At 68.7% G+C, this 16,760-nt stretch carries 19 protein-coding genes; 9 read left to right on the top strand and 10 right to left on the bottom strand.

Annotation, left to right across the window (positions count from 1 at the left end; translation table 11 throughout):
* Positions 1–57: 57 nt before the first annotated feature.
* Positions 58–321 carry a hypothetical protein gene (locus AC3IRM_RS15245; RefSeq protein ID WP_489203931.1) on the top strand — a complete coding sequence of 88 codons (264 nt, stop codon included), beginning with the start codon at positions 58–60 and terminating at the stop codon, positions 319–321.
* Positions 322–430: 109 nt separating this feature from the next.
* On the opposite strand, the gene AC3IRM_RS15240 is transcribed toward AC3IRM_RS15245, so the two are convergent.
* Positions 431–1,750 carry an ATP-binding protein gene (locus tag AC3IRM_RS15240; RefSeq protein ID WP_489203930.1) on the bottom strand — a complete coding sequence of 440 codons (1,320 nt, stop codon included), beginning with the start codon at positions 1,748–1,750 and terminating at the stop codon, positions 431–433.
* Between the two features lie 47 nt (positions 1,751–1,797).
* Here AC3IRM_RS15240 and AC3IRM_RS15235 point away from each other — a divergent pair, with 47 nt between their 5' ends.
* Together AC3IRM_RS15235 and AC3IRM_RS15230 are read left to right on the top strand one after the other, a co-directional pair.
* On the top strand, positions 1,798–2,778 hold the full coding sequence (locus tag AC3IRM_RS15235) for an NAD(P)H-quinone oxidoreductase (protein WP_489203929.1): 981 nt from the start codon (positions 1,798–1,800) through the stop codon (positions 2,776–2,778).
* On the top strand, positions 2,775–3,287 hold the full coding sequence (locus AC3IRM_RS15230; RefSeq protein WP_489203928.1) for a CIA30 family protein: 513 nt from the start codon (positions 2,775–2,777) through the stop codon (positions 3,285–3,287). Before AC3IRM_RS15235 ends, AC3IRM_RS15230 begins: the two co-directional genes overlap by 4 nt.
* Positions 3,288–3,385: 98 nt before the next feature.
* On the opposite strand, the gene AC3IRM_RS15225 is transcribed toward AC3IRM_RS15230, so the two are convergent.
* Positions 3,386–5,473, bottom strand: coding sequence for a hypothetical protein (locus AC3IRM_RS15225; RefSeq protein WP_489203927.1), 2,088 nt, complete (start codon positions 5,471–5,473; stop codon positions 3,386–3,388).
* Between the two features lie 239 nt (positions 5,474–5,712).
* Positions 5,713–6,039 (bottom strand): hypothetical protein, encoded by a 327-nt coding sequence (locus AC3IRM_RS15220; RefSeq protein ID WP_489203926.1) that lies wholly within the window; start codon positions 6,037–6,039, stop codon positions 5,713–5,715.
* 165 nt (positions 6,040–6,204) lie between these two features.
* Between AC3IRM_RS15220 and AC3IRM_RS15215 the strand changes: the two genes are divergently transcribed.
* Positions 6,205–6,807, top strand: a complete 603-nt coding sequence (locus AC3IRM_RS15215; RefSeq protein WP_489203925.1) for a hypothetical protein — start codon at positions 6,205–6,207, stop codon at positions 6,805–6,807.
* A gap of 67 nt (positions 6,808–6,874) precedes the next feature.
* Here AC3IRM_RS15215 and AC3IRM_RS15210 read toward each other — a convergent pair whose 3' ends face one another.
* The 3 genes from AC3IRM_RS15210 to AC3IRM_RS15200 form a co-directional block, all read right to left on the bottom strand.
* Positions 6,875–8,035, bottom strand: coding sequence for an extracellular catalytic domain type 1 short-chain-length polyhydroxyalkanoate depolymerase (locus tag AC3IRM_RS15210; RefSeq protein WP_489203924.1), 1,161 nt, complete (start codon positions 8,033–8,035; stop codon positions 6,875–6,877).
* Between the two features lie 206 nt (positions 8,036–8,241).
* Complete coding sequence (locus AC3IRM_RS15205) at positions 8,242–8,781, bottom strand: pyridoxamine 5'-phosphate oxidase family protein (RefSeq protein WP_489203923.1); 540 nt, start codon at positions 8,779–8,781, stop codon at positions 8,242–8,244.
* Between the two features lie 74 nt (positions 8,782–8,855).
* The gene (locus tag AC3IRM_RS15200) at positions 8,856–9,056 is read right to left on the bottom strand and encodes a hypothetical protein (protein ID WP_489203922.1); all 201 of its coding nucleotides are present in this window, start codon (positions 9,054–9,056) and stop codon (positions 8,856–8,858) included.
* A gap of 713 nt (positions 9,057–9,769) precedes the next feature.
* Between AC3IRM_RS15200 and AC3IRM_RS15195 the strand changes: the two genes are divergently transcribed.
* Positions 9,770–10,150 carry a hypothetical protein gene (locus AC3IRM_RS15195; RefSeq protein WP_489203921.1) on the top strand — a complete coding sequence of 127 codons (381 nt, stop codon included), beginning with the start codon at positions 9,770–9,772 and terminating at the stop codon, positions 10,148–10,150.
* 9 nt (positions 10,151–10,159) lie between these two features.
* Here AC3IRM_RS15195 and AC3IRM_RS15190 read toward each other — a convergent pair whose 3' ends face one another.
* The 3 genes from AC3IRM_RS15190 to AC3IRM_RS15180 all read right to left on the bottom strand — a co-directional run bounded on the left by AC3IRM_RS15190 (position 10,160) and on the right by AC3IRM_RS15180 (position 12,030).
* Entirely contained in the window at positions 10,160–10,504 is a 345-nt protein-coding gene (locus AC3IRM_RS15190; protein WP_489203920.1) for a TetR/AcrR family transcriptional regulator, read from the bottom strand.
* Between the two features lie 271 nt (positions 10,505–10,775).
* The gene (locus AC3IRM_RS15185; RefSeq protein ID WP_489203919.1) at positions 10,776–11,006 is read right to left on the bottom strand and encodes a hypothetical protein; all 231 of its coding nucleotides are present in this window, start codon (positions 11,004–11,006) and stop codon (positions 10,776–10,778) included.
* Positions 11,007–11,136: 130 nt separating this feature from the next.
* Entirely contained in the window at positions 11,137–12,030 is an 894-nt protein-coding gene (locus AC3IRM_RS15180; protein WP_489203918.1) for a LysR family transcriptional regulator, read from the bottom strand.
* 113 nt (positions 12,031–12,143) lie between these two features.
* Here AC3IRM_RS15180 and AC3IRM_RS15175 point away from each other — a divergent pair, with 113 nt between their 5' ends.
* Entirely contained in the window at positions 12,144–13,253 is a 1,110-nt protein-coding gene (locus AC3IRM_RS15175; RefSeq protein ID WP_489203917.1) for an aldo/keto reductase, read from the top strand.
* 129 nt (positions 13,254–13,382) lie between these two features.
* Positions 13,383–13,706, top strand: a complete 324-nt coding sequence (locus AC3IRM_RS15170; protein WP_489203916.1) for a DUF3817 domain-containing protein — start codon at positions 13,383–13,385, stop codon at positions 13,704–13,706.
* 16 nt (positions 13,707–13,722) lie between these two features.
* Here AC3IRM_RS15170 and AC3IRM_RS15165 read toward each other — a convergent pair whose 3' ends face one another.
* Positions 13,723–14,565: a class I SAM-dependent methyltransferase gene (locus AC3IRM_RS15165; RefSeq protein WP_489203915.1), complete on the bottom strand. Its 843-nt coding sequence runs from the start codon at positions 14,563–14,565 to the stop codon at positions 13,723–13,725.
* A 126-nt stretch (positions 14,566–14,691) separates the two neighbouring features.
* Between AC3IRM_RS15165 and AC3IRM_RS15160 the strand changes: the two genes are divergently transcribed.
* A complete protein-coding gene (locus tag AC3IRM_RS15160; RefSeq protein ID WP_489203914.1) occupies positions 14,692–15,777 on the top strand; it encodes an ABC transporter substrate-binding protein in 1,086 nt (361 codons plus the stop codon).
* 264 nt (positions 15,778–16,041) lie between these two features.
* Complete coding sequence (locus tag AC3IRM_RS15155) at positions 16,042–16,752, top strand: outer membrane protein (protein WP_489203913.1); 711 nt, start codon at positions 16,042–16,044, stop codon at positions 16,750–16,752.
* Positions 16,753–16,760 lie beyond the last annotated feature (8 nt).

Genomic DNA, 16,760 nt, shown 5'->3' with positions numbered 1-16,760 from the left:
CCCGGGCCGATGCGTGAGCGCGTGATGTCCAGTGGACCGGGAGCGGAGGGTCACGGAATGCCGAACACGTACGACTGGATACTGGAGATACCGTTCTGGGACACGCTGGCGAGCGGGCTGGAATCCCGGGTGTTCGCGGTGCACGACTTTCTCGTGCGCAGCCAGCGCAGCGGCCCGGACTGGTCCCTGCATTTCAGGCACTGGTGCGAGGTGCGACACAGTTGTGCCGTCGATTCCTACGATGCGCGTTCGATCGGGCGCATCCACGGCGTGGAGATGCTGGTCGTCACCCGGGCCCGGAGACCCACCTCGGTCCACTGAGAGCGCCGCGACCGCAGCGCGTTTCGCCCGCATGCGTGGCGCGCCTGGGTTTTTCCAGGCGCGGCGGCGTCACCGGAGCTGGCGCGGCAGCGGCATCACGTCCGGCGACTCACGCGTCCCGCGGCAGCGCGATCAGGAAGGTGGTGAACCCGTCGGCCGACGACGCGGTGACCTTGCCGCCATGCGCGGCTACGATCTCGCGCACCAGGAATAGGCCCAGACCCAGGCTCATGTGCTCGCCCGTCGACGCGCTTCTGGCGCCGCGTCGCAGAGGATCGAACATCGCGTGCATCGCATCGTCGGAGAGCGGCGCGCCCGCATTGCGCACCGACACCCGCACGTGGTCCACATCGCCTTCGACATCGACCCAGATCTCCTTCCCCGCCTCGCCGTACTTGGCGGCATTGGTCACGAGGTTGTGCAACGCCTCGCGAACGCGCGACGCATCGAACCGGCCCTGGGTGGTGCCCGATGCGCCGAACCGGATCGCGGTCTTCGGCAGCGCCGCGCGCAGGAGTTCGATCTCGTCGACCAGCACGTCGCCCAGATCGCAGAGTTCGCGGTCCAGATCCATGCCGGCGCCGAGCTTGCTCCTGCTGTAGGCCAGCAGATCGTCGAGCAGCTTCGCCATCCGTTCGGCGCCGGCGCGGATGCGCTCGGCATGGCGGACGTATGGCGTGTCGCGCGTCTTCTCCGCCAGCACGTCGGCGGTGAACACCACCGCGGTCAGCGGGCCGCGCAGGTCATGTCCCAGCGCGCCGAGAAAGATCTGCCGCCACGATTCCACTTCGGTCGAATATTCGGCCAGCGACTCGGCCACGGCCTGGTCGATCGCTTCGTTGAATCGCACCATGTCCTGGGTGGAGGCCTGCGACAGACGCGCGTCGGCCGCCCACATGCGCAGCACCGATGCACGCAAGGCCCGGTACTCGGCGACCATCTGGTTCACCCCGAAACCGGCGACCGCGCGCGTACGGCCGTGATAGGTCGCGGCCGATTCGGGGCCGGCCGGGGGCAGGGCGCGGCCTTCGCCCTTGGCCTGCTGCGCATGGCGGCTCTGTGGACTGCGCAGGTCGGCCACGATCGCTTTCAGGATCTGCGGCAGGTGGTTGCGCAGCTCCTTCGCACTCAGTTCCACGCCGGCGGGCGCCTGCGTCTTCGCGAAGGCTTCCGCGTCTTCCAGGATCGCTCCGACGTTGTCCTCGATGAAATCCGCGAGTCGCATGTGATCTCCTGGCGTCCGTGTGGAGGGGGCGGGGATACAGCGGGCCACGACGACATCCGGTCGCAGGTGGCAGGCGCTGCCGGGCCCTGCGGCCGTGAATACGGACCCTTCGAAAATGTTGGCCGGACGGATGTTATTGCGATGTATGTGCACGATTCGCCGATCAGCGACTGCAGCAACACCCGGCCGCAACGCCTGCCGCACTAGGGTGGTGCCCTCTGCGAGCCCGCTCGCGACCGCAGGACCTTTCCATGCCAGAGCCGACCATGACCGCCATCGCCATCCGGGGCGGCACCGGAGATGCCGACGCCCTGCATCCGGTGCAGCTGCCGCGTCCCGTGCCCGGCGATGGTGAAGTGCTGATCCGCGTGCGCGCGGCCGGCGTCAACCGCCCGGACATCGCCCAGCGCGGCGGCAAGTATCCACCGCCGCCCGGTGCGCCTGAGACACTGGGTCTCGAAGTCGCCGGTGAGGTCGTGCACGGCGCCGGACGCTGGAAAGAAGGCGATCGCGTGTGCGCGCTGCTGGGCGGCGGCGGCTATGCGCAGTACGCGTTAGCCGATGCGCGCCATGTGCTGCCGATCCCGGAAGGACTCGACTGGGCGCACGCGGCGGCGCTGCCGGAAACGGTGTTCACCGTCTACGCCAACGTGTTCGAGCACGGCGCTCTGCAGCCGGGCGAATGGCTGCTGGTGCACGGCGCCACGTCCGGCATCGGCGTGGCCGCGATCCAGATGGCCAAGGCCGCCGGCGCGCACGTGCTGGCGAGCAGCCGCGGCGCGGACAAGGCGGCGCGCACGCACGCGCTCGGCGCGGATGTGTCGGTCGATACCTCGACGCTGGATTTCGGCGCGATCGCCAAGGAACACGGCGGCATCGATGTGGCGCTGGACATGGTCGGTGCGCCGACGTTCGACGCCACACTGGATGCGCTGAACCCGAAAGGCCGCATCGTCTACATCGCGACGCTTGGCGGGCCGGTGCTGGAGGTGCCGATCATGAAGCTGATGCAGAAGCAGGCGGTGATCACCGGCTCCACGCTGCGCCCGCGCAGCGCCGACGAAAAGGCACGCCTCGCCGTCGCGGTCGAACGCGTGGTCTGGCCGTGGATCGCCGAAGGCAAGGTCAAGGCGATCATCGACCGCAGGTTTCCGCTGGCCGAGGCCGCAGCCGCGCATGCGTATCTCGAGGGTGGCGCGCACTTCGGCAAAGTGGTGCTGGAAGTCGCATGAGTCCATCGCCTGCGAGCTTTCCCATCGGCTCGATCGATGCCCACTGGATCACGCTCGATGATGACGTGATGGGCGGGCACTCGCGCAGCCGCGTCACGGTGCGCGATGAAGTGCTGACGTTCGCCGGCACGACGTCGCTGGAAGACAACGGCGGCTTCGCGTCGATCCGGGCCCGTGGCGCGTTCGATCTGCGCCACGCGAACGCCATGCGCCTGCGGGCCCGCGGCGACGGGCGTGCGTACCAGCTGCGGATCGCCACTGACGCGCGACATCGTGGCTCGAACGTGTCGTGGCGCGGGGATTTCGCCACCCGCGCAGGCGAATGGATCGAGACGACCGTCGACTTCGCCGCGATGCAGCCGACCTACCGGGGCACCACGCTCAACGGGCCGCCGCTCGATCTGTCGAAGGTCGAGGAGATCGGCCTGCTGATCGGGGACGGCCGCGCCGGCGACTTCGTGCTGGATGTCGACTGGATCAGGCCGCTGGAGGCGGCGCGCGACGCCTGAGGCCATCGGGCACCAGGCGGGCCGGCGCGACGCAGGGTGAGGGAACCGCCGAAGTGAAACGCGCGTGCGCCGCTTCGTCGCGACGCACGCGGCGCGGCTTACCCGGCGGTCGCGATCCGCACGTTGCCCGGCATGCTGTCGGCGTTGAAGCTGATCGCCAGCAGCGCCTCGGCGTACGCCGTGCCGTGGTTGCTGTTGGTGAGCGCCGCGAACACTTCGTCAGGCGTCTGCGCGATGGCCATGGCCTGCTCGGGTGAGAGCGGGTTCGGCGACTGCACGCCACTGTCGAGTGCTTCGAGCACGCCCGGATCCATCTGCGTGCCGACATAGTCGCGCGCGAGGTCACGCAGCTGCATCAGCTCGGCGCTGGTCATCTCCAGCTGCACGTGCTGGTTGCTGTCGGCGAAATCGTTGGCCTGGGAGGGATCGTAGGCACTCTCGATGTAGTTCGCCGAAGCGGGATCGATGTCGGCGTAGACGATGCGCCAGCTGGCGTCGTCGTGGTTGACGGTGCCGTCGGCGTTGAGGCTCGAGGTCACTTCGCTGGTGATGCCATTCGCGGAGGTGTAGGTGTTGGTGTAATCGATGCTGCCGTCGGCCCAGCTGGTCTGGGTGATCGTGCCGTTGGATTCGCTCGACACGCCGACCGACAGTCCGCCCAGCTCGATGCCGGCCGTGCGCGCGTACGCGTGCGAGAACACTTCCGTCGTGCCCGACTGCTGCACGCCGGGCGGTGCCCAGTCCGGAATGGTGCCGCCGCTGATGAAGGCCTGATAGGCCGCCTGGCCTTCGGCGGTCGACAGGTCGAGGCGCGCGATCTGCATCTCGCGCGTCTCCATGCTCAGTTCCGAGCCGAAGCCGATCGCGGCGAGGCCCTGTCGGCCGAGGCCGAAGAACGACGCGTTCTCCACCGTGTCGACCGGGCCGGAATAGATCTCCACGATCGAGCCCTCGCCGCGGGTGACGCCGAAGCCCAGGCCGGACAGTTCGGCGGTGGTACCGCCGATGGTGAAGACCTTGTAGTTGGCCTCGAACGCGCTGCCGACGAGCGTCTGGCCGCGCATCAGCACCGAGGTGCCGGGCGGCATGTTCAGCGGATCGAGCGGATTGGGCAGGCCGTCCAGATTGCCGTCGGCCAGTTGCGCGCCCTGATCGCTGGTCACGGTCGCGTCGTAGCTCAGCTGCGCACCCACGAACTCGCTGTAGGAGCCCGATACCGGCAGTCCCTTCACCACCTGGCGCAGCAGCGGCGAACTGTCGACCAGCTGTCGCGCGGCGTCGGGCAGCTGGCCCAGCCGGTCGGCCCAGCCGTAGACCTGCTGCAGTGTGGTCTTGCCGAGTTCCACGCCTGTGCCGCCCTGCACGGTGACCGACGCCTCGAACTGCTGGGTCTGGGCGAAGTCGACGCCGGTGGTGACGTCGGACAATGAAATTTCGGCGCCCGCTTCGAGCTGGTAGTTGGCCGACGGGCCGAGCAGGTTGGTGCTGCTGGCGCCGGTGCCCTGGGCGAAACTCACCTGGCTGCCCGGGTTGATCGCTGTGGCGAGGATGCTGTCGGGAAACGTGCCCAGCAGATCGCGTCCGGCCTGCAGGGTCTCGGCCGTCGCGTCGGCGGGAATGTCGATGCCCACGGCTGCCAGCGCGTCGCGGATCTGGTCCGGCGTGAACTGCGCGGTGTCGGCGGTGGCATCGCTGCCATCGAGATAGGCGGGAATCGTCGTCGGCGACGCAGTGGCCTCGTCGACGATGCGCTGCAGCTCGGTCGCGTACGGGTTCTGCGCCCAGGCCTGCTGCGCCTGCTGGAACTCCATGTTGGCCGTGGCCGGCGGCAATGCGTCGTAGTCGCTGCGTTGCGGTGCGAGCCGGTCCAGCGCCTGCTGCGCCGCGTCCGCGCGCGTGGCGTTGTAGGTCGCGTTGCGGCTGTCGACGATCGACTGGCGATCTTCCGGCGGCAGGCGCAGCTGACCGAGGTCGGCGTGATTGGGCGTCGGCAGCGCATGCAGTGCGGCGACGGCATCCTGCGCGGTGGTGGCACCGGCGACCGTGGGCGCAGGCAGTGGTGCCGCCTGCGGCGTCGGCGGGACATCCGGCGTCTGCCGGGATTCGAAGCTGGCGCGGATGGACGCCTGGTCTTCGGACGGCAGGCGATGGTAGGTCTGGGCGTTGACGCCGTAGATCGAGCTCATGGAGAGAACCGGGGAAATCGGGGATGTTCCGATAGTGCGCTTTGGTGCGGCGGCCCGGCATTGGGGCAGGCCCTAGGCGCAGGCGCCACGGCACAGGATCCGTTCACACCTGAAACGTGCGCGGCGTCGCCGGACCGGGCGCTGCGAGGCGTCCGCACACCCCGGCTTACCCGGCCGGGGTGGTGCCGGGAAACGGATCAGTACAGGATCCGGACGCAGCGGTGTCCTGCGGCGGTCGATCACGACCGTGGCGCCTCCCGATCCACGTACCACGCCGCATACGGCGAATTTTCGACCAGATGGCGGTTGTAGTCCGGTGCGCCATCGGTCCACCACACCGGTCCGCGTTCGCCGAGTGCGTGCTTGGCGGCGTCGACGTCGCGGCGCGCATCGGCCAGTGCAGCGGCGTCGTCGGATTGCTTCGCGTGTTTCACCGCGCGACGTGCATCCATCAGCGCATCGACGAGGCGCTGGCGTCGTGCGTCCGGCAACGCGGGATTGCTGGTGCGCCACAGACGCCCGCGCACGATCAGGTAGCGCCCGTCGGGTGTCGTGAGTGGCGGCATGCCGTGGTCGCAGCGCGTTGGGGCGATGCGCCGAGTGTAGGCAGCGCGCCGTGTGTGGACGGCATCTGCGCGGCAACGCGCTTCACGGAACGCGAAGGCGTGCGCGACGAGGATCGGTGATCCGGGCCGCCGATGCGCGCGCGGCCGCAATACGACGAGGTCCCCATGCCCCTCACGCGATCCATCGCACTTCGACCCGCAACCATCGCCAGAACCCTGACGATCGCGATGTGCTCCACGGCGTTGCTCGCCGCGTGCACGCCGGCGAACGACGCGGCAGCACCCGCCGCCGGAGGGTCCGCAATCGCGCCGACACCGGCGGCTGCCGATGCGGTCACGCCCGCGCCCGCAGGACCTGCGCCGGTGGTCGCCAGCGACACGATCGGTGGTGACGGCTCCCGGATCGTGCTCGACGCACTGGGCGAAACCGATCTGAACAACGCAAACCTGGCCGGCGAACTCGCCTGCAGCTTTTCGGAAGACGGTCAGTCGCCGTTGCTGTACGCGATGGGTGTCGTCGGCTCGCAGACGCCTGCGCAGGGCATCGTGAAGGTCGCCGGATATGTCGAACCGGTGCGCGCACCCGGCGGCTTCGACGGGATGACGCAGAGCCCGACTTTTACCGGACAGGGGAAGACGATCCGCATCGAGGAAACAGGTGCGGCAATCGGCGGCGGCGAATCGCCGCCGCGTCCGGCGACGCTGACCTATCTGCGCGCCGATGGCGCGAGCCGCACCATCGAGGGTCGCTGGCAGTGCGGACCCTGAGGCCGGCGAGGCTGACGCCGCAGATGTAACGCCGCACCTCAGGGCGGCTCCGGCCGCCCTGCTGGTGTCAGTGCGTGTGACGCAGGCAGAACGCAAGGATCAGCGCGGATGCGTCCGGTCCCTTGGCATCGGTGTGGCTGCCCGACGGATCGCCGCCGCTCCACGCGTGACCGGCGCCGGCAATCACGACGTGTTCAACGCAGATGCGGCCTTCGCCATCGACGAACGCGGTGTGCGTGCAGTCGCGACCGTTGACCTTCGTGGTGTCGGACATTTCGGCGCGCAGCGGTGCAACGCTCGTGTTGCCGGCAGTCGCATCCGCCACGATCGCGCTGCCGTTGTCAGGCCGCACGGTGTGGTCGGCCGTGCCGTGCACGACGATCGTCGGAACCCGCGGCGCCTGGGTCGCGCGCAGCGATTCGGGTCGTTTGCTGCGCCCCTGCATTGCGGCGAATGCGCCGGGCACGTCGGTTGCCGCGGCGAAGGGCAGGCCCGAATGCGCACCGACGGCCGCGAACCTGTCCGGATAGGTGCGGCCGAGAATCACCGCCATTGCCGCGCCGGCGGACAGTCCGGCGACGTAGACACGGCGCGTGTCCACGCGATGCCGGCTGGCGATGTCATCGACGATGCCGGCGAGGATCGCGGGCTCACCTGCGTCACGTGCCTGGTCTTCGCTGCGGAACCAGTTCCAGCATTTCTGACCGTTGTCGCGTGCGGTCTGCGCGGGGTACACCACCAGCACGCCGTGGGCGTCGGCGAGTGCATTCATGCGCGTACCGGCCGCGAAGTCCGCAGGGGTCTGCGTGCAGCCGTGCAGCATCATCATCAGTGGCGCGGCAGCCGCATCGTCCGCATCGAGACCCGGCGGCACGTAGAGCATGTAGCTGCGCGTGCCCGCATGGTGGGTGTAGCTGTGCTCGGTGGTCGCACCGCGCGCGGTGCGCGTCGTCGGTTCCGCGCCATGCAGGCGCGCAGCCGAATTCTCGTTCGGAGCGGCGCGCGCGGTGCCTGCGCCATCGGCAGCCGCCGCCTGGATGGGCGATGCGTCCTGCGATGGGAGCAGACCGGCCTGCTGCAGCGCATCCTGGATGGTCTTCTGCACACCGGTGGCGTTGCCGTCGGCGCGGATGCCCGCGGACGACAGGGCATCCTGGATGGTGGTCTGGATCTGCTGCGCACCCGCGGATCCGCGGCTCAGCATGGATTTCGGGACCAGTGCGGTCATCGCCGGCGCGTGCCGGCGGAGGAGGGAGCTGAAAGATTTCAAGACAGAGGCCAAGCGGAGAGGGGGAGTCCGCGCGTGCAGCGTAGGGGCGGGCGCGTGAGTGCACCGACGCATCACAGCGACAGGCCTGAACCGCTTATGCGGCGTTCCGTAAAGGTTCGGTCGCGGGACGAAGCCGGAAGGCCTCGTCCCGCATTGGGACTGGATCAGGGGGAGACACGGCCTTCGATCGAATCGTCGAGCGTCTTGCCGAGCGCGGCACCGACCACCATCTTCGACGCGGCGACGAAATCACCGTGCTTGTTGTCCCAGTAGTAGCCGCCGGTCGGCTTGACCTGGATCACGGTGATGCGCGGATCGTCCTTGCCCCCGGTGAACCAGGTTCTCATGATCGGGTTCCACAGATCGTCGATGCGCTGGCGGTCCCGGCTGATCGATGCGTGGCCATCGAGCGCGAGAAAGCCCGAGTGCTTCGACGCCTGGAAATACAGGCGCACGCTGGGATCGGCTTCGATCTCGGCGTTCTTGTGGCTGTCGGACGCACTGAGGAACCAGAGCGCGCCCGCGTCGTCGGCTTCCTCGATCGCCATCGGCCGGGTGCCGCCGGTCGCGCTGCCCGTCAGCGGCGTGGTGCAGAAGAAACACGACTCCGCGTCCTTGGTCATGTCGCGGATGCGCGCGACGGCGCTGGCGCCTGCAAGGTCTTCGCGATTGTGTTCGGGCTGGTTGCGGTTGATGGAATCCATGCATCTCTCCGGAGGAATGTGGTGCGACGCCGCCACGCACGGCGCGCCATTGCGTGGCGGACGGACAGTCGTCGTCAGTGCGCGCCGGTACCGGGCGATGTCGAGTCCGCAGGCGATGCCCGATTCGCGTCATCGGACACGTTGGTCACCAGCGTCCGCTCGGAGGTATCGGCGGCATCGTTGTCGAGCGCGGCTGCAGCCGAGGACCGGCGCTGCCAGGCCTGGTACGCGACGTAGCCCAGTGCGCTTGCGGCGGCGATTCTGAAAAGTCCCATGTGAGATGTCCTGTGTGGGTGGGGGGATGGCGGGGCGTTTCACGCAGCTGATCAGCGCTCAAGAGCGGCGGTGCTGCGTGGAATCGGGACGCTGCACCTGTGGCCGTGAATCCGGAGCGATGCGCCGGCATTCATGCGGCGTGCGCTCCGACTTCGACAGGTGCCCTTCATATCGCGCGCGCTCACCGAGGCGGCCCCGTGCCCATCGCGCGGGCTTACAGGAGCTGCTTCCTGGTCACGCACCGCGCAGGCATCGGAGGCGTGCGTGATCGCTGATATTTGCCGGTGGAAACGCCAAGACCCCCGCGAGAGGCATGCGTCTGCATCGGGCCACATCGGGCGCGTTCTGCAGCACCTGCCGCGATTCCTGTCGACGCATCGGGACGGCGCGGTCGCGCACGCGCTGGAACGATGGCTGTAGCGCGACAGCCGTGATCCCTGCCTCGAATCGCCGGAGGTGGGCGTGCGCCGCCAGGTCGCTGTATTGCGCCGCCCCTTCATGTCCGGTTTGCCGCGTCGATGGCCGGATTCCGCCGAAAGATGCGTTTTCAAGGACACTCGCTTCAGTGCACGATTTCCATCGGGCCTCGGACGGACAGTCAGGGCGACAGGCGGCGCGCGTGGCGCGAGCGGCTCAGCGCTTCCAGCGTTGCGCCCCTGAGTCGAACGTGACGATTCCAACAGCAACTTCGAACGTCGGCCAGGAGGGCCAGATGCACGATCTGCAGATCGACGTGCGCCGCAAGCCGGGACATCTCCTGCAGGTCCACGTGTGCGGCGAGGGAAGCTTCGAGAACACCCTGCGGTACTGGGGCGCGATCGCCGAGGCCGTCGAGCTGCGGCCGACACAGGCGCTGTTGCTGCTGGACGAGCTGACCGGCCCGGCATTGACTGCGGACGAGTGGATCCGCCTGGTGAGCGACGTGGGCCCGCGTCTCGGACGCCTGCGGATCGCACACGTGAAACCCCATGGCCTCGACACCATCGAATACTGCGTGCTGTCGGCGATGGGCGCGGGACTGGAAGCGCGTGTGTTCGAGGACGCGCGCATGGCCGGTCTGTGGCTGCATTACGGGTCTATCGACGACGGGTGAGCGGCAGCTTCAGCCGTTGCGTGCGAGGAACGTCTCGACCACCCAGGTGGTGATGCCTTCCTCGCGCAGGCCGGCCGCGGTCGCGACGCGAGCGAGGTCGACGAAAAGCGGGTCGTCGAGGCGCCGCAGTTTCTGTTCGGCCAGTTCGAACAGCTGCGCGCGCAGGGGGCGATCGGCGCGGCAGGCGAGATCGGGGCCGCCGATGCCGCGCGCGAACATCGCCTCGAGGATGTGCAGGCACAGCGCGTTCTTGCGCGGGAAATGGTCGTAGACGGTGCGCCTGGACATCCCGGCCGCCGCGGCGATGCGGTCCATCGTGGTCGCCTCAAACCGGGTCGCGCGAAATTCCGCCACGGCCGCGGGCTCCCGGACCTGCAGTCATGCGGCCACGCCGGCAGCGCGCAGGATCTCGAAGCGCGTGCCTCCGGCGAGGTCGACGCCTGACGGGATGCAGGCGTCGACGCCGGACTGCAGATCACGGCATGGGATTTCGTAGCTGCATCTACGCACTGATGGCGCGCGCGATCACGCGCAGGGCGCAGGGCGGATGTGGAACCAGGCCACACGGTGCGCGTTCGGCGATGACGCGTTCCGTCGCCGCCGGGACCTCGCGATCAACAGGGGGTCAAGGCGCGCCGAAGCCCGGGCTCGAGTGCGAAGTGCTGCGCGGCACGGACGTATCGAGATCCTCGTCGGCGATCAGCGGATCGCCGTGCGGGGCGACACGGGCGCCGTCGTCGGGCAACGACCGCGCGGTCTGGTGCGGCAGGCTGCTCTGCTCGTCGCGGTTGCGCTTCCACGCGCGGTAGGCGAAGTAGCTCATGGCGCCTGCGGCGACGATTCTCAACATCTTCATGAAGGGTCCATCGATTGGGTGGGGACGTCAGGGTGGCGACGGTGTGGTGAGCCGCATGTGACCTGCGGCGCGCGGTCGAGTCGTGCATCCCGACCAGTGCGTCCCGAAGCCGACTGGCGGCTGAAGCGGTTCAGCCGACGTGCCGCAGGGCATCGATCAGGGCGCGCAGTGCCGGGGGCGTTTGCCGACGGCTCGGGTGATAGAGGTGATAGCCGGGAAACGTCGGGCACCAGGCGTCGAGCACCTGCACCAGGCGACCGGCGGCGAGGTCGTCGGCGACCTCGTGTGCCATCACGTAGCCCAGGCCCACACCCGCGCGCACCGCGGCCAGCGTCAACGGCGCTTCATCGACGACGAGGGGCCCCTGGGTGCGCACGTTGTATGCGCGGCCGTCGCGCTCGAATTCCCACGGCAGCAGGCCGCCGGTGCTCTTGAGCCGGTAGCCGATGCAGGCATGGCGGTCGAGATCACCAGGAGAAACCGGCGGCGCATGGCGTTCGAAGTAGGCGGGTGTGCCGACGACGATCGTGCGCAGGTCGGGACCGACGCGCACCGCGATCATGTCGCGGTCGACGTGTTCGCCGAAGCGGATGCCGGCATCGAAGCCTTCGCCGACGAGATCGGTCAGGCCGTTGTCGATGCTCACTTCCACGCGCACGTCGGGATTGGCCAGCAGGAACGCGGGCAGTTTCGGTTCCAGCACCATCTGCGCGGCATAGGCGAACGTCGTGATGCGGACGGTGCCTGATGGCGCATCGCGCCAGTCGCCCAGGGCCAGCAATCCATGCTCGATCTCCGCAAGCGCAGGCGTCAACGAACGCAGCAGGCGTTCGCCGGCCTCGGTCGGCGCGACGCTTCGCGTGGTGCGGGCGAGCAGACGCACGCCGAGCCGGGCTTCGAGGCCGCGCATCGCATGGCTCAGCGCCGACGGCGACATGCCCAGCGTGCCGGCCGCCTTGGTGAAGCTGCGCGCGCGGGCCACGGCCGCGAAGGCCAGCAGATCGTTGAGTTCGCCTCGTTGCATTGCTGCAGTGTGCTCACAGGCCCATGCGGCCGGCAACGGCTAATCCTGCGCGGCCTTCGCCCCTAGCCTGTGCGCAGGTCGCCACCCCCGCGGCGACACGACCGGAGATCCCCATGGACATGACCCATTACCGCAGCCTCGGCCGTTCCGGCCTGCTGGTGAGCCCGCTCGCGCTGGGCGCGATGACCTTCGGGACCGAGCGCTGGGGCACCGATGCCAGCGCATCGCGCGCCGTGTTCGACGCCTATGTCGACGCGGGCGGCAACTTCGTCGACACCGCCGATCTGTACGCGGGCGGACGTAGCGAGGACATGCTGGGGGGCTTCATTGCCGATGCCGGCCTGCGCGAGCGCATCGTGCTGGCGACGAAGTCAGGCTTTCCGCGCGAGCAGGGCAACGCGCACGGCGGCGGCAACGGCGCGAAGAACATCCGCACCGCGCTCGAGGGTTCGCTTTCACGCTTGCGCACCGAGTACATCGACCTGTACTGGATGCACGTCTGGGACCGGCTGACGCCGCCCGAAGAAGTGCTGCAGACGATGGCCGATGCAGTGCGTGCCGGCCGCATCCTGCACTACGGATTCTCGAACACCCCCGCCTGGTACGTCGCGCGCGTCGCGACACTGGCGCAGGCGCATGGTCTGCCGGCGCCCATCGGCCTGCAGTACCAGTACTCGCTGCTCGATCGCGGCGTCGAGCTTGAGATCCTGCCGGCCGGCGATGCGCTGGGTCTGGGCCTGGTGCCGTGGAGTCCGCTCGGTGGCGGCCTGCTGACCGGCAAGTACGGTCGCGACAAGCTCGCCGATGCCGCGCGAGCTTCGCGCCTGCCCGGAGATGCAAGCAACGAGGGCGGCCCACGCAGCGACGGTGACGGTCGCCTCGACGGCGACAATCCTTTCGGCGGCATGCTGTTCACCGCGCGCAATTTCGACATCGTCGACGTGGTGCGCGCGGTGTCTGAAGAACTGGGGCGTTCGATGGCCGAGGTCGCGCTCGCATGGACCGCGCGCCGGCCGGGCGTGTCGTCGGTGCTGGTCGGTGCAAGCCGCGTCGAGCAGTTGCAGCAGAACATCACGGCGCTCGAGATCGAGTTCAACGCGGAGCAGCAGGCGCGACTCGACGCTGCAAGCGTGCCGCCGTCGATCAATCCCTACTTCATTTTCCAGCTGCCGCCACAGATGATCTTCGGCGTTGCGCATGCTGCAGGGTGGGCGGCGCGCTGAGAGCCGGCATCACGATCGATCCGGTGCATCGGCTGCGTTTTGATCGCGCATCGGCGTCATGACACTCCGACGCGGGGGCAGGCGGCCGATGCGCCATTACACTGCCCCGCCTGGTTTCCGGAACGCCGCATGCCGCCTCGCCCGTTGTCCACCACTGGTCGCCTTTTCGCGGCCGCGGCGTTCTTCGAGGCGCTCACCTGGGCAGGCCTGCTGATCGGCATGCTGCTCAAGTACGGCACGCAGACGACCGAACTCGGCGTGTGGTTCTTCGGCCGGCTGCACGGTGTGGCGTTTCTCGTCTACATCGGGGTCAGCCTGTTTGCCTGGATCCGCCTGCGCTGGCCGCTGTGGGCGGTGCTGGTCGCGCTGCTCGCGGCCGTTCCGCCGCTGGTGACGATTCCGGTCGAGATGTGGTTCCGCCGACGCGGCCTGCTGTCGGCCACTCGCGACTGACGTTGCAGCAGCAGGTTCAGCGCTTGACCGCCAGCACGCCGTCGAGCGCGAGTTCGGTCTTCAGGCCCGACTTCTCCAGCCGCCGCGCGACTTCGCGTGGCACATCGCGGCCGCTGGTCAGGCGGTTCGGCGCGCCGGTGTAATGGAACAGCCGGCCGCCGCGGCGCAGCACGCGTGCGAGATGGTCGTAGAAGACCTGCGAATACAGTTCGCCGGCGATGCCGAAGCGCGGCGGGTCATGCAGGACCGCGTCGACACTGGTGTCGGCGATGTCGACGATCGCCTGCGAGATGTCGCCGTGCGCGAGCTGCAGGCGTCCACCGGTCTCGGGCGCATCCGGATCGGGCGACCACGGATTGAGCGTGCGCAGCCACAGCACGTCTTCGTTCTTCTCGAACGAGCGGATCTGCGCGACCCCCGATTCAAGCGCGCATGCGGCGAAGTAGCCGAGCCCGCCGCAGGTATCGAGCACGGTCTTGCCGCGTGGTGCCACCAGCGCGACCTTCTGCCGCGCGTCGTCGACCGGCGAGATGCGCGCCGACACCAGCATCTTGATGCCGTCGATCTCGAACGTCGGCGGACCCCAGTCGGTCGGCACCAGCTTGATCAGCGAGCGGCCGTAGCGTGAGACCGCCGTCCAGTCGTCGCCGTCGATCACATAGAGCGTGCGGTCCTTGAGCTTGCCCGGCCACGGGAACGCATGGCCGCGCCACGACCAGTGGTCGTCGGCGAGCGTCACCGTGTCGACGCTGCGGCCCAGATCGAACGAGCCGGTCCATTCGCCCGCGCCCGTGCGGTGCGCGGCGAGCAGCGCCTCTGCGGTGTCGCGGGTCAGCAGGGGGCCGGTGGCGTGGGGCATCGCGGGTCGTTGCACGGATCGGGCGGGCATCGTAACCGGTCCGCGTCGCGCCTCTGTCCGATCGCCCACGCTTCGACGAGAATCGCGACTCCGGGCGAATCCCGTCCCCTCATCGGAAGTCGTCGCATGCGCGTTGCCGCTTTGAGCCTGGCCGTCTCTGCCGGATTGCTGCTGTCGGGGTGTGGATTCAACGTATCGGGGCGCGGTGATGGCGAGGTTGCTGCGACGACGGACGCAGGCGCGACGGCGCTGTCGATCGATGGCGAGGCGTCAGGCGAAATCACGTCGTCGAGCGGCATCAACTACAGCGACGGCAGCCGCTACCAGCGCTTCTCGCTGCCGCTGGCCGAAGGCCAGGCCGTGTCGCTGTCGCTGGCAGGTGCGCTGCCGGGCACGCTGGCGGTGTTCAACGGCGATCAGCTGATCGCGCGTGGCGACGGTCCCGATCTCGCATTCCGCGCAACGTCGGCGGGCGATTATCTGGTCGCGGTGAGCGGTCGCGGCGCCGAGGCGTTCGGTCCGTTCCGGCTGGGCGCGAAGGCCATCGAGGCCTACGACGGTACGCCGCTGGCAGGCGAGGGCGAGATCGTGGACTGGCTGACGGGCAGCGCCAAGGACTACACCCTGCAGGTCGAGCGCGCCGGCCTGTACACGATGACACTCGCGTCGAGCGCGTTCGATCCGGTGCTCCGCGTGCGCGGCCCCGGCGTCGAAGCGGAGAACGACGACAGTGCCGGCGGCACCGATTCACTGCTGCGTCTGTTTCTGGAGCCAGGCACGTACACGCTGAATGCCGCGGCGCTCGAAGACGACGGTCGCGGCGGTTTCAATCTCGCGGTGCGCTATGCGCCGCTGCCCGGCGGCATGGTCACGCGCGATGGCACGGCGCTGGTCCCGGGCCAGGTCGCACTCGCGCGTGTCGAGGGTGGAAGCGGTCGTCGCTTCACGCTCGACGTGCCGAACGCGGCGCAGGTGACGTTCGACGCGCGCTCCGACGAGTTCGATACCGTGCTGCACGTCGAAGGCCCGGGCGGCACGTTCGAGGACGACGACGGCGGTTCGGGCACGAACGCGCGCCTGTCGACGCAGCTCGCCGCCGGTCGCTACACCGTGCGCGTCGAAAGTCTGGGCGGCGGCTCGGGCATGTTCGAAGTGGAGGCACGCATCGAAGGCATCGATGCGCCGGCTGCGGACGCCGTGACTGCGCCCTGAACCCATCGTTGAAACGCGGCACGCGGCAGCTGCAATCGCATGCCGCGACCTGTGCAAGCGCGTCGGGTTCCTCACCGCCGTAAACACAGCTTGAACAACGCAGCCACGAATTCGTGGTGTGCGCGTGAAGGTTTGTGTGCGCTTCAGGCTCGGAGGTCTCTACTGCGGCCCGCGACGCCCCTTTGGCGTTGCGGAATTTCCCCCGCAGATGCGCGATCGACCCGTCGATCGAGCGCGTCCAAGACCAAGAAAGGAAGGCCCCCGATGAAGAAGCTTCTGATTCCCGCCGCGATTGCGGCCGCGCTGTGCGCACCCACCGCGTTCGCCCAGAGCATGGGCGGCGACACCTACCGTCCCGACCTGCAGGTCGGCGAAGGCAACGCATTCGTCGCCGGCAGCGTTGGCCGCACCGACGGCGGCACGGCCGGTCGTTTCGGCACCGGCGATTTCAACGTGTTCGAAAGCCGCGAGGGCCGCAAGACCGGTTACGGCCTGGTCGGCGGCTACCGCTGGAAGGTCGCGCCGAGCTTCGGCATCGGCGTCGAAGGCGGTTATACAGATCTGGGCAACATCGAGGTCCGCAACGTCAACAACAGTGACGACGTGAACCAGCGTGCCGACCGCAATGCCCTGCGCGGCTGGCAGGTCGGCGGCAACGCGCGCTGGAACGTGGCGCCGGCGTGGTACGTCAGCGGCCGTGGCGGCTTCTTCCGCGCGTCCGACAACAACGTCGACTACTACAACTCCGTCGGTCAGGACCTCGGTCTCGAGAGCGGCGGCAGCGATGGCCGCAACAGCTGGTACGCCGGCGTCGGCACCGGCTGGAATGCCACTGAGAACTTCAGCGTCGGTGTGCACTACGACTACTACCGCGCGAAGTCCGGCGATGTGCGTGATCCGATCTCGGGTGCGCGTTTCGAAGGTCCGAAGCGCTCGACCGCGCTGCTCGGTCTGACGGCCGAATACGCGTTCTGATCCAGTCG

It is taken from the genome of Luteimonas sp. KH_071 (assembly GCF_057838005.1).
This window is presented reverse-complemented; position numbering and strand designations above follow the sequence as displayed.